The organism is Shewanella sp. SR44-3 (assembly GCF_014163735.1).
GTDB lineage: Bacteria > Pseudomonadota > Gammaproteobacteria > Enterobacterales > Shewanellaceae > Shewanella.
In genome coordinates this window covers 135092-147995 of sequence record NZ_JACJDV010000001.1, presented here as the reverse complement: position 1 = coordinate 147995, position 12904 = coordinate 135092, and the positions used below count along the sequence as shown (strand labels likewise).

The window sequence follows — 12904 nt, the reverse complement described above, 5'->3', positions numbered from 1 at the left end:
ATTCAATCTCAAGGAGACTTAAATTTCGCTAAAATAGATTGAGCGATGTGGCGCTTAGAGGTCTAGCGATAAGCTCGACACCTTCGGTGGAAAGATTAAGGCTAAGATCGGTTTTGGGAATACAGCAGCAGGGCAGGCATTCATCAGCTTTGAGGCTGGCGATAGGCTCTTTGATGTAGCTGACTTCGCCGGACAACACTTGGGTTTTACAGGCACCGCAAAATCCATTGCGGCACTCTGAAAAGATGTTAACTTTTTTCTGTTCTAACGCTTCCAGCAGCGTTGGTTGCTGCCCATCAAACAAGATGACGGGCTGCAGGTTTAAGCTGACGATAGGCGCTTTCTTAAACAGTTTACAGGTCAAAATCTAAAAACTCGTCACTGTTAACGGAAGAGTCAATCTGTCCTACTAGGTAAGAGGATACTTCCACTTCTTGAGGGGCTACTTGCACAGCATCACTTTCTAACCAGTTTTTCATCCAAGGTAAAGGATTAGAGATTTCAGCATAAGGCTGAGGTAAATGCACTGATTTCATTCTTTGATTGGTGATGTATTCCACGTATTGACACAAGATCTGCTCATTTAAGCCAATCATGGAGCCGTCTTTAAACAGGTACTTGGCCCATTCCTTTTCTTGCTCAGCTGCTTTGTAGAATAAATCATAGGCTTGCTGCTGGCATTCAATGGCGATCTCGGCCATTTCAGGATCATCTTTGCCGCCTTGCATTAAGGCTAAAATGTGCTGCGTGCTGTTTAAATGTAGGGCTTCATCACGGGCGATTAAGCGGATGATTTTGGCATTACCTTCCATGACCTTACGCTCTGCAAATGCGAATGAACAGGCAAAGCTTACGTAAAAGCGGATCGCTTCAAGGGCATTGACTGACATCATGCACAAATACAGTGACTTCTTGAGCACCTTTAAATTAACCGTAACTTGCTTACCGTCAATAAGGTGGGTACCTGCGCCATGAAGGTTGAAAATCTGAGTTAAATGGATCAAGTCATCATAATACTGGGCAATATCACCGGCGCGTTTAAGGATTTCTTCATTCACTACGATATCATCGAAAATCACCGAGGGATCGTTAACAATATTACGAATAATATGCGTGTAAGAGCGGGAGTGAATGGTTTCTGAAAATGACCAAGTTTCAATCCAAGTTTCAAGTTCTGGCAAGGACACTAACGGCAAAAACGCTACGTTGGGTGAGCGGCCTTGAATAGAGTCCAGCAGGGTTTGATACTTAAGATTAGAGATAAAAATGTGCTTCTCATGATCAGGCAAGGCATTGAAGTCGATTTTGTCACGGCTGACGTCAACTTCTTCTGGACGCCAAAAGAAAGACAATTGCTTTTCGATTAGCTTTTCAAATACGTCGTATTTTTGCTGATCGTAGCGAGCCACGTTGACCGTTTGACCAAAGAACATAGGTTCTTTGGTGGCATCGTTCGGTGTTTGACAAAATGTTGAATAAGCCATGTTTACGCTTCCATGAGAAGGGGGACTCAAGGTCCCCATACAAGTTAAATATTGAGTGTAAAATTAAATTTTACACGCACCGCCGGCACAATCATCATCTTCTTCAATCACGGCAGTGATGTCATCGAATTGATCAGAGGCACCATCGCGAGTGTTATGGTAATACAGGGTTTTAACGCCGAGTTTATAGGCACCTAACAAGTCTTTAAGCAAGGTTTGCATCGGCACTTTACGGCCTTCAAAACGGCTTGGATCATAGTTAGTGTTGGCTGATATCGCTTGGTCGATAAACTTCTGCATTATGCCTACAAGTTGTAAATATCCATCGTTGTTTGGCATGTTCCAGAGCAATTCATAGCTATCACGCAGCTCTTCAAAATCAGGCACCACTTGCTTTAACTGGCCATCTTTACTTGCCTTGACGCTGATAAGTCCACGTGGTGGCTCGATACCATTGGTGGCGTTAGAAATTTGCGATGAGGTCTCAGACGGCATAAGCGCTGACAGGGTCGAGTTACGTAAGCCGTATTCTTGAATGTCTTTACGCAAGGTTTCCCAATCCATGTGCAAGGGTTCATTGCAAATGGCGTCTAAATCACGCTTATAGGTGTCGATAGGCAAGATGCCTTTAGAGTAAGTGGTCTCGTGAAATAACGGGCATGCACCTTGCTCTTTAGCCAAGTTCATTGAAGCTTTTAACAGGTAGAACTGTATGGCTTCGAATGTCTTGTGAGTTAAATTGTTAGCAGAGCCGTCCGAGTACTTCTTACCATTCTTGGCTAAGTAGTTGGCGAAGTTAATCACGCCTATGCCCAGTGTACGACGGTTCATTGACCCAAGCTGCGCCGAAATAATCGGGTAATCTTGATAATCTAATAGATTATCAAGGGCGCGAACAGCTAAGTCAGCCAAGGGTTCAAGCTCACTTAAATCTTTGATTGCACCTAAGTTAAGGGCTGAAAGCGTACAAAGCGCGATTTCACCGTTTGGATCGTCAATATTTTTAAGTGGCTTAGTCGGCAATGCAATTTCTAAACATAAGTTAGATTGCTTAATTGGCGCTACGCTTGGGTCGAACGGGCTGTGGGTGTTGCAATGATCCACGTTTTGAATGTAGATACGGCCCGTTGAGGCGCGTTCTTGCATCATGAGTGAAAATAATTCAACAGCCTTTAAGGTCTTACGACGCACACTCGTGTCTTGCTCATATTGCAGATACAAACGCTCGAACTCCACTTGGTCAGCGAAGAAAGCATCATAAAGACCAGGTACATCTGATGGGCTGAACAGGCTAATGTCTTGGCCTTTGATTAAGCGTTGGTACATCAACTTGTTAAGCTGCACACCGTAATCTAAATGACGCACGCGGTTGTCATCGACGCCGCGGTTGTTCTTAAGTACTAGTAATGACTCAACTTCTAAATGCCAAATTGGGTAGAACAGGGTAGCAGCACCGCCACGTACGCCGCCTTGAGAGCACGACTTAACCGCGGTTTGGAAATACTTATAAAAAGGCAAGCAACCTGTGTGGAATGCTTCACCGCCACGAATTGGGCTACCTAAGGCGCGAATACGACCGGCGTTGATGCCAATGCCTGCGCGCTGGCTAACGTATTTAACGATAGAAGATGCCGTGGCATTGATTGAATCTAAGCTGTCATCACACTCTATCAATACGCAAGAGCTGAATTGACGCGTTGGGGTGCGCACACCAGACATGATAGGTGTTGGCAATGAAATCTTAAAGCTTGAGGTCGCATCATAAAAATCTTTGATGTACTTAAGGCGCGTTTCGGCCGGGTAGCGAGCAAACAAACACGCCGCCACTAAGATGTAAAGGAACTGGGCGCTTTCGTACACTTCGTGAGTGACGCGGTTTTGCACTAAGTACTTGCCTTCAAGCTGCTTAACCGCAGCGTAAGAGAAGTTCATATCGCGCCAGTGATCGATATAAGTATCCATCACTTCAAGTTCTTCACGGGTATAATCAGTAAGAATGTTTTTGTCGTATTTACCAAGCTCAACTAAACGGGTGACGTGATCAACAAGTGATGGCGGCTCAAACTGGCCATAGGCTTTTTTGCGCAGGTGAAACACCGCAAGACGAGCGGCAACGAACTGGTAATCAGGTGCCTCTGGGGAGATAAGATCCGCCGCAGCTTTAATGATGGTTTCATGGATGGCTTCGGTGGGGATACCATCGAAAAATTGCAGATGAGATCTCAGCTCAACTTCAGAAACCGAGACATTTTTTAATCCCTTGGTAGACCAAGTAATTACGCGGTGGATTTTATCCAAATCTATGGATTCACGTTCGCCACTTCGTTTGGTGACTGTCATATTGGTATTCATTAAAGAGAGGCCCTGTTGCTATCTTTTGATCACTAAAAGCGTTTGCGCAGGGCTTAGGCCTGCGAACGCGATGGCGGCTAAACTAGCCAAGTAAATTCAAAGTAAAACGACGCACCTTGTCATGTTTACTTTGTCTTGAATAGTGGCTTAGAACATGAGTGACACACAAGATATAGTGTTAAATAAATTTTGTACCTACAAGATAGTGAGTTTGGCCACTATTTGCAAGCAGGTTTTTTTTAATAAGTTGTGGATATCTTGAGGATAACGAGTAGCGTTAGTAGCGGCTAACCCTAGAGCTCAAATTGAGCTAGGTTTTCAAAGCTGAGAACAAAACTTAATCATTTTTTCGCTTTGTTTTGATCGCTAAAATAAGCAGCGATCGATTTCTGCAGACATCTTTGTGATTGATCTTTCCTGTGAAATAAGATCGCGGCTAAATGGACCATGCTAAGCAACAAAACACGCCATGACGGTAGCAAGAAGTAGACGGTCGCTTCGCTTTCCCGTGGTGAAGCGTCATGGTTCACCTTCTTAGCAGTTGTGTATCTGTTAGCCCTTAAAAGATTATCAATCTGACTTTGCAATCAGGCAGCATTTCCAGCCATTAACCAAACTGGTTTGGGACAGGAGTTTGTTATACACCAAAATAACTTAATTCCAGTGTTGCGAGTACAGGCTTGCCATGGCCCATTTCTTTCATAAAAAGTCTCACCGACACGCGTGCTCTTGATTTAAATCAAATACCTCCCTGTAGCTCGCTTCGACGTCCTGTCTCAGACGGTCGTCTCGCAAACACTCATGGTTCACCTTTTCAGTTTTGTATATGTTGACTCAAAAGACTGCACCCAAAATTAAACAATGATTGCCACCGTTAAATTGTGGAAGCAGTGCATCGTCAGTTTAGAAAGCTAACCAAAACCAAGGGGGGTTTTACCAACGAGAACAGTTTACTCAAGATAGTTTGTGCGGGTTTCATATTGAAGACCATTGCGCGTTCGACTCACCCGATGCAGAATTGGAATTTGACACTATCGCAGCTATCAATCCATTTCGAAGGCCGTTTGGACGAATATATCATTCTGTGAAATTAACCAGACACAGAATTATTAAGGCCCTCCTTTGGTGAATGAGTAATCGAAGTGCTGAATCTTTCTAGCCAGTTTTTTGCTTTATTTATGTTAAATGCTTTTGTTCCATATCCGGTAGAAAGGATTTCTTCAGGTAAGAACTCGTCAAACTTATCTACTCGTTTTTCTAAAACACTGCGAGCGAGCTCTGTTGCGTTAGGTATATCTGTACTTGCCAAGGAGTGTAAGGTCGCCGTAACATCACTTAAAGATGCTTTACTCACTTCGATAACCCCAGCATAAGCGCCTGCTTCATATCCATGCATAATTAGCAGAGCAGCTATCGTATTTACCGTTTTGTCACCAAGCCACGTAAAAATATAGGTACTATTACCATGCTGCAGCAATACGTTATGCGTTAAATTGGTCTTCCTAAAAAACGCCATGCTTTCCTGAAATAACGCCCTAGCGTTCGCATCGGCAAAATCTATCTTCTGATCTGCGACAGATATTCGGTAATCGCCTTCACAGAGAATTTGGAACATCTCCTGACGCACAACATCATGTACCGACATGCCACTACCACCAAATTTGGGTGGTTTCCCACCTTTGGCATGTTCAACATAAATGGTCTTTTTGTCGCTATCTATGTCTTTAACTATCCATCTTTTGCCGCCGAATATGATGTGCTGACCAACTAACACCAAAGAATCGATAGGCAGCGTACCCAGAGTTTTGGTGCCGCTGATAATCCTAAACTCTTCTGGCGTTTTGAATACGGCATAAAATGAGTAGTGGCTGGTAATACGCTCACCTAACACGCCTAAAACCAGCTCTCCACTACCAAGCTGGGTAATTAACTCTGTGCTACCCATATGCAGCAGAACGGCCTTGTAGTCTTCTACAGCAATGTGTTGGAATGGGCCCTCTTTACACAGCAGGTTGAACAGCTGATCAGCTCTAATCCCTCCCCATTGTGCAAGAACAGCAAGGATCTGATGTAAAAGAGTAGAAAAGTGGTGAAGGGATGTATCTGCCGGCTCGTACCATTTACTGCTAATCAATAGCCTGATCATTGCAAATGACTGTATTAGCTCCAAACGGAGATTATCAATAACACTTGAATCTTTAGTCAGTTCATCTTCTGCAATCAACATGCGCAGAATAGATGGGCCACCACGTCGCCCGGCACGTCCCATCCTTTGGCGAAGGCTTGAAACAGAGTGGGGAGCGGTTACCTGGACAACCGAATTGACTTTTCCGATGTCGATACCCAATTCCAACGTCATGGTACACAAAGCAGTTGTGGGATATTGCTCTTGTTGAAGGCGCTTTTCGAGGCTTTCCCTCAGTTCCTTCGATAACGAACCATGGTGTGGAAAAAATTCATTTGGCACCGACAGTTGATCACATAAGTCACTCAACGTTGCAGCTATGCTCTCAGTTCTGCTCCGGCTATTTGCAAATACTAAATGGTTACTTCCACGGCAAAATTTGAAGAGATCTTGGCAGATCTGATATTCGGCATCGACTGGCATCTCGGGATCTAACAAAGCAGGATTTAGGTACCCCTTGATTTGGACCTTGAGAGTCGATGTCGAACTTGAATCCCGGATAATTCTGCAGGGTAAAGATTGATTTGGCCGCAGTGATAACGGGACTTTATCTAGCTCGCCAAGTGTGGCACTCAATGCCACTCTGGGAATTGGTGTTTTTAAGCGCCCGAGCAGATGTTCCAGCCGGTGCAGCAGCGATAATAAATGATGTCCGCGCTCTGAACTCAAAAAGGCATGAAATTCATCTATCACAATGTATTTTAAAGATGAAAATGCGGACTTTACCCAACTGGCATCACGAATAAGTAGAGACTCAAGTGACTCTGGCGTGATCAAGACAATACCTGCAGGTGATGCCTTTAGCTTATTTTTTCTGCTTTGTGGACTATCGCCATGCCAGGGTGTGACCGGCATATTGAGTAAATCAGAGAGGCTTTCCAAACGCCTGTCTTGATCATTGATCAAGGCTTTAAGTGGGCTGATATAGAGAATACCTACCCCATTTTCTTGAGCCGAAATCGCGCTAATGGCGGGAAGAAAGAAAGCTTCCGTCTTTCCCGCTGCAGTTGACGCACTGATTAAAACATCGGTGTTTGCGGATAGTATCGGCTCAATGGCCAGGCACTGGATTTCTCTTAGGCTGGGCCAACCTTGCTGGAAAATCCAGCGTTGAACTCTGATATCAAGCTTCTCATGTTCGTTTCTCATAGCTTAAAGTCAGCCAACTCTTCCTCTGTTTCTTCGATATCGAGCTCTACATCAGAAGGCTTCTCCTCTTCGATTGCGACAGAGGCGACCAAGTTACTCCATGCTATACTTGGATTTTGATCGATGACAGCAAGCATATCTAAAAATGCTTTTATTGTGTTTCTGGGCGTTCTGAAATAAGCATCCCCGATAGTTTGACTACAGTGCTTTAGAAACGCTTTTAAGGATTCATCAGGAACAAGATACTTACTTTCATCACCTTCAGCATGTACGTGGCGTAAGTTTTTAAGCAAGATATAGAGCTCTTCCGGGGTCAAACTTGCAAGATGCAATGCGGGAGATGAGTAATCGATAACACCAGCTTGTTTAGCAAAGGTGTTGCCAGCAAGCCTGGATTGCAGCGCTTCATAGCTATAAAGACCTTTCCTTGGGTCGAGAAGGAACTCAGGTGTTCCGCCAAGCAAGAAACCCAAGTGCTCTGCTGTACCTTGGAGACAGTCATTAAGAATTCGCAATATTTGTTCGTAGTTTGACGTTCTGGCGGTGGTGTTGTTAAGTTTATAAAGATTCACCATCTCATCAAGGTTTACCAATAACCCCTGATAACCAGCTTGGCGAACAAAAAGACTCATTAACTTAAGCGAGTCATAAAAAGATGCATCCGATATGATGGTTCTTACATCAAGGTCATTACGGGCATCTGTCTTAGTCGAGTATTCAGCACGCAACCACCTTATGGCGTTCACTTTTAGTGCTTCGTTATCGGCTTCATGACCATTCCAATAGGCCTCAATAACCTTCGCAAAATCATATCCACCAACAAGCTCTGACAGTGACGACAGCTTTTCATGAATAACGGCATTGATGCTTTTACCGCTGCTGTCTGCTGCCATCCGAGCTTCTGTGATAAATTTTTCCACAACACTTGTCAATGCATTGCCATCCGGCTTATTGCGTGTGGACATGTTACGCATAAGCTCTGAATAAAGATTTCTTGCCTGGCCAGCCGAGGCATGGATCCGCCTGACCGGTGACAAGTCGGCATTGATAGTCACCAGCTTTCTTTCTAACGCAATAGCTCTTACTACACTCAAAAAGAATGTCTTCCCCGAGCCATACTCACCGATAATAAGCCTGAAGGCAGAACCACCGTCTGAGATCCGTTCAATATCTTGAATCATAGCTTTTAGTTCATTCACTCGGCCGACTTGAATATGTTGGATCCCAACCTTGGGTGTTACACCAGATTTCAGAGATTGGATAATTGCGTCTCTTTCCTTAGCTCGAATTTTCTTAACAATCATCATTTACTCCTTTAACTCTTCAACAATTTCGAGATCAACATAGATATCACCATCGTCATCCAACACCGGTGCATCGACTTTTTCGTATGCCCAATCATTAATCGTTTCGATAGCACCATCAACCATCAGTTGGAGTTTAATGCAAAGCTCGTTAACGTCATTACGAGCCCATACAGCTTTAGTGATTAGCGCGTCAAACAATGCTTTATGAGTTATATTCAGACCATCTGGCTTAGTCGCTAATGAACTTTTTTGCTCAGGTTCTGGTTCATCATCCACAGTAAAGATATTTGCTAACATTGACTTGGCATCACTGGTATCACTCTCATGCATTGCAAGAATGTCTTCATCCAGCTGGAATACATCTTTATTTGGGCCAACGTCTGACGTCGAAGATGATGTTGGTCTCCTAGTCGTTGTTACGTTGTGAACGTCACTTGCAACCAGTGATTTATCGAGCCCCAATGAGGTATAAAGCTTTTCAATTTGTTTTATTTCCGACGGTTCAACCTTACCGTCAGCAAGAGCAATGGAAATGATAAGTTTCTTCAAGAACTCGGTTTGGTTGGAGTTTAATAACTCTATTCTTGCACTCAATCCTACGGTGTTAGCAGGGCTATTTAATCGCCAAGTAAGATAAGCTGACAAGGAGTTTTTCTCCGTTGGCGACAATTTATCATCATGCTCAATAAGCTTGCGAAGAGTTTGCTCTTCATCAATATCAACAGTGCCGTCAATGGTCGCCACCATCGCACCGAGCCTTAATGCGAGCATTACCTGATGAAAGGCTGGGCGAGGCTCAAAAAACTCTCCATGCCCAGGCGAAAACAATACGATATTTCCGTCTACTTTGAATTTGGTGAAATGAAAACGTTGGTCGGGTGCAATACCAATATCAGCTTTAGTTGCGAGATTAGTCAGCAGTTCAATCTCTTTTTTATTAATGGCTTTTGGCAGTGGCATTCCTGTTTGGGACCAAAACTCTTGTACTGTTGTTAACCCCATATTGTTCTGGATTAATTGCTCAGCCCATTGCTTAAATGATTCGATAACTGGGGAGTTTGATTCATTTACCAGCTCTTTAGGCAACAGCATTAAAGCCGCAATATCATTCTCAGAGGTATCTGCTTTACCCAAATAGCGACTGTAACTGTTCAGTTCTTCTGTACACAGCTCTGCAATGGGAATGAGTTTATTTATTGGTGCTTTTAAAAGACTTGGATCCGGTAGATCGTGTTTATTGATTTCAACACTGTGAATACCATTACTCGCTGAATGGTATGTCAGTGAGAGCTTGGTTTTATTTGGCTTAACCGAAATTCCATCGCCAAATTTTTTAGTAAATCTTATATTGAACAGCTTTCTGAACTCGTCTTCACATCTTCGCGCTGGCGTTTTCAGAGAATACTCAAACGTATTTTTTAACCACTCTAGTGCAAGATCTGCATCAACTGGCTGATTGTTTGCTATCGTAGTTGCAAGTTTAACTTTGAATGACAATCCATTGCTTGTTTCCGGGATTTCCTTCGTTCTGTGTTTAAGCAGATCGGGTCTGAGCAAGGCCATTAATTCCAGGAAATTAGCCGAATATCCCCTAAAAGAACGGTTCGCATTGAACACTTGGTTAAGGCGTAGTACCTCTTCAAATATCGTGAGGAACTCTTGATCTGAAACCAGCTTATTCGCTCGGTTTTCAATAATTCGTCTCTCGAACCCATAGAAGTAGATGAATACGTACCCAATGGGGGTGGTTGGTTCTGAACGATCAGAAGCTAAAAAATCGAGATACGCCCCTCTACAACCTTCTGAAAGGGAAGCATAACTTGGCCAGTACCCGAAGGATTCATCGGTATATAATTCAGATCCGATGTTCACTGACATCAGCAGTGCTGGCAGCTTATCATCGACCAAAGAGGGCTCGGTGCCATAGCCCGAGAGGGACTCCATAACCCCACCAAAATAAAAAAGCCCTCTGGTAAATCGCCTTCCATTAATTGTCAGTTGTTCACTTTCTCCAACCCAGCGACCTTTCTGTTTATTGGTAGATTTTTCTGTTTCTCTGCCAAAACTTGTATGGACTGTGAAAGTCGCAAGGTCGTCATTGTCATTACTAGAAGAAATAGTTGTAGATCGAGAGCTAGTTGAGTAGCTGCTTTGAATATCTGGGGTGACAGGTTTACTGCTGGTGGAGCGAGTAATTGAGCTGCTTTTAGGTTTTCCTGATACAAGCTTGTACAGAAAATAAATGATGACGATCCCTATCACGAATTCCATTTTATTGTCCTTATAATGGTCAGGAAATAAGCGAAAAATATTCCTTGGGGCCTATGTTTACCGAAAACAACTACTTTTACAATATCTTATTTCTTATCAGAGTTAAGTTGCATTCAATCATGTGCTCAACATACAGATATTCATCTGCATGCCCAGGTTGAGTTTGGCAAACTCCGGACCTCATTTTAAGTCTTAAAAGGGTTTAGAGCCTAGATTGGTTGACATTGTAGCATTACAAAATCATGGGCTGTTCTAAGTAACCTTGGTGCAAAAATGTGTCAGAACTTAACTATGATGCACATACCGAAATATGCCTGTTGATAAAAGCTAAATGGCAACTCCGATGCTAATGAGAGGGGGTTGGGCTAAATGGCTCGGGTGCGTGAGCAGCAGGGATGCTGCGCCCGAGCCCACAAGGACGTGTTGACGGCGTCACTCGAGACGTTAGTCCAATGGCTGAGATCGCCAGTTGAATTTTTGCTTAACCCATTGCTAAGAAAACAGCGCTGTTACCTCAAACGCGCTATTAAATTGGTATTCAGACGGCCAAGAGGCGGGCTCATCATCACGGGCCAAATACCCCCACAGGGCAATACCGCCTTGCATATTGGCATTGCGCGCGGCTTGAAGGTCACGCAGTGCATCGCCTAAATACAAGATGTGCGCGGGCGCCACAGCAATCTGCTGGGCGGCCAATAACATGGGCGCGGTATGGGGTTTAGGATGAAGCGTGCTATCGCCACTGATAATGCAGCCAAATTGGTCGGTTAGGCCTAAGGCATGGATAAGTGGTCTTGCAAAACGGGCGGGCTTATTGGTCACTATGCCAACGGGCAGGCCTTTACGTTTAAGCTGGGTAAGTAATGCCGCTATACCATCAAATAACTGGCTCTGCTGACCATTAATGCGCAGGTAATGCTCAAGCAGCCCTTGGCGCACGTTGGCTTTTATGTCCTCATTGGCATGAAGAATGGCCGCGTTGACCATGGCCATGCTGCCATGGGAGGCAAAGGGGCGGATAAACTCAGGCGATTGGCGCTCAAAGCCTGCATCGTTAAGGCTTAAGTTAAGCGCTTCAATTAAGTCAGGTGCGGTATCGACCAAGGTACCGTCTAAATCAAACAATACCGCCTTAATTTCTGGGTTATTCGTCAAGTGCTGAGCTGCTAACTGCTGAGATAGTGACATTAATCGGCCATCTTCTGCGTGGCTATCATGTAGTTCACCTCAAGGCTTTTGGTGTAGCTAAAGATAGAGGTTAGTGGGTTAAAGCTAATGCCTAGGGCATCTTTACAGATTAAATCAGTGTTATCTACCATGGCCATGAGTTCAGAAGGGCGAATAAACTTGCTGTGATCGTGGGTGCCAATAGGTAACAGCTTTAATAGATACTCGGCGCCTAAGATGGCTTGCACGTAAGAGAGCATATTGCGATTAATGGTTGAGAAAAACACAAAACCACCAGGTTCTACCATGTCACAACAGGCTTGAATGACGGATTGCGGATTGGGCACATGTTCCAGCATTTCCATACAGGTCACCACTTGATAGTGATTGGCATGAGTTTCACTGTGAGCTTCTGCGGTAATTTGGCTATAACTTAGCTTGACCCCAGACTCCAGTGCATGCAGGCGAGCAACTTCCAGCGGCGCTTCCCCCATGTCGATACCGTCGACCTTAGCACCGAGCTTGGCCATGCTTTCAGATAAAATGCCGCCACCGCAGCCAACGTCTAGCACCTTTTTATCAAACAGGCCGCCACAGGTGCTGTCGATGTAATTAAGTCTTAACGGGTTGAGCTGATGTAAAGGCTTAAATTCTCCGTTGGGATCCCACCAACTTTGTGCCATGGCTTCAAATTTTGCGATTTCTGCTGGGTCAACGTTAGCTTGATTCATTTACGCCTCTTGTACCTGAATAATGACCTAAGCGCTTGCCTAAGGTTTTGATTATCTTCTAGGCGGCATTATAGCCTTTGAATGAGACTAAAGTCCTGTGCTAATAAATCGCGAACAGGCAATTGATTAATTAATCGACAAAACAGCCATTAGGCAGCTAAAAAGTGTGCTTAACCGGCGAAAAATAGCCCAAATTGGCTGATGTTACAGCGCGAATGTCAGCGGTAATCTTGCTGAATATATTCATGTTTATCATTC

At 44.1% G+C, this 12904-nt stretch carries 8 protein-coding genes and 1 pseudogene; 1 reads left to right on the top strand and 8 read right to left on the bottom strand.

Translation table 11 applies throughout. The features are described from left to right. Positions 1–28 precede the first annotated feature (28 nt). The 3 genes from yfaE to nrdA form a co-directional block, all read right to left on the bottom strand. On the bottom strand, positions 29–364 hold the full coding sequence (gene yfaE, locus H5073_RS00630; RefSeq protein WP_182676178.1) for a class I ribonucleotide reductase maintenance protein YfaE: 336 nt from the start codon (positions 362–364) through the stop codon (positions 29–31). Beyond that, complete coding sequence (gene nrdB / locus H5073_RS00625; RefSeq protein WP_182676177.1) at positions 354–1484, bottom strand: class Ia ribonucleoside-diphosphate reductase subunit beta; 1131 nt, start codon at positions 1482–1484, stop codon at positions 354–356. The genes yfaE and nrdB overlap by 11 nt, the downstream gene beginning before the upstream one ends. A gap of 63 nt (positions 1485–1547) precedes the next feature. Continuing rightward, positions 1548–3836, bottom strand: a complete 2289-nt coding sequence (nrdA, locus tag H5073_RS00620; protein WP_182676176.1) for a class 1a ribonucleoside-diphosphate reductase subunit alpha — start codon at positions 3834–3836, stop codon at positions 1548–1550. Positions 3837–4717: 881 nt separating this feature from the next. On the opposite strand from nrdA, the pseudogene H5073_RS00615 reads away from it, so the two are divergent. After that, positions 4718–4924: pseudogene (locus H5073_RS00615) on the top strand (IS256 family transposase); the annotation flags it as partial. A gap of 2 nt (positions 4925–4926) precedes the next feature. Here H5073_RS00615 and H5073_RS00610 read toward each other — a convergent pair. From H5073_RS00610 to ubiG, 5 genes are all read right to left on the bottom strand, one after another. After that, positions 4927–7170: a DEAD/DEAH box helicase gene (locus H5073_RS00610; protein WP_182676175.1), complete on the bottom strand. Its 2244-nt coding sequence runs from the start codon at positions 7168–7170 to the stop codon at positions 4927–4929. Beyond that, on the bottom strand, positions 7167–8477 hold the full coding sequence (locus tag H5073_RS00605; RefSeq protein ID WP_259394764.1) for an ATP-binding protein: 1311 nt from the start codon (positions 8475–8477) through the stop codon (positions 7167–7169). The genes H5073_RS00610 and H5073_RS00605 overlap by 4 nt, the downstream gene beginning before the upstream one ends. Continuing rightward, on the bottom strand, positions 8478–10748 hold the full coding sequence (locus H5073_RS00600) for a TerB N-terminal domain-containing protein (RefSeq protein ID WP_182676174.1): 2271 nt from the start codon (positions 10746–10748) through the stop codon (positions 8478–8480). It abuts the gene before it with no gap. Between the two features lie 492 nt (positions 10749–11240). Continuing rightward, on the bottom strand, positions 11241–11936 hold the full coding sequence (locus tag H5073_RS00595; protein ID WP_182676173.1) for an HAD family hydrolase: 696 nt from the start codon (positions 11934–11936) through the stop codon (positions 11241–11243). Beyond that, a complete protein-coding gene (ubiG, locus tag H5073_RS00590) occupies positions 11936–12646 on the bottom strand; it encodes a bifunctional 2-polyprenyl-6-hydroxyphenol methylase/3-demethylubiquinol 3-O-methyltransferase UbiG (RefSeq protein ID WP_182676172.1) in 711 nt (236 codons plus the stop codon). The genes H5073_RS00595 and ubiG overlap by 1 nt, the downstream gene beginning before the upstream one ends. Between the last annotated feature and the right edge of the window lie 258 nt (positions 12647–12904).

Excerpts from the sequence above, each read along its gene's own strand:
- ubiG (WP_182676172.1), bottom strand. The coding sequence starts at position 12,646 with ATGAATCAAGCTAACGTTGACCCAGCAGAAATCGCAAAATTTGAAGCC.
- nrdB (WP_182676177.1), bottom strand. The coding sequence starts at position 1,484 with ATGGCTTATTCAACATTTTGTCAAACACCGAACGATGCCACCAAAGAA.
- H5073_RS00605 (WP_259394764.1), bottom strand. The coding sequence starts at position 8,477 with ATGATGATTGTTAAGAAAATTCGAGCTAAGGAAAGAGACGCAATTATC.
- H5073_RS00610 (WP_182676175.1), bottom strand. The coding sequence starts at position 7,170 with ATGAGAAACGAACATGAGAAGCTTGATATCAGAGTTCAACGCTGGATT.
- H5073_RS00595 (WP_182676173.1), bottom strand. The coding sequence starts at position 11,936 with ATGTCACTATCTCAGCAGTTAGCAGCTCAGCACTTGACGAATAACCCA.
- H5073_RS00600 (WP_182676174.1), bottom strand. The coding sequence starts at position 10,748 with ATGGAATTCGTGATAGGGATCGTCATCATTTATTTTCTGTACAAGCTT.
- nrdA (WP_182676176.1), bottom strand. The coding sequence starts at position 3,836 with ATGAATACCAATATGACAGTCACCAAACGAAGTGGCGAACGTGAATCC.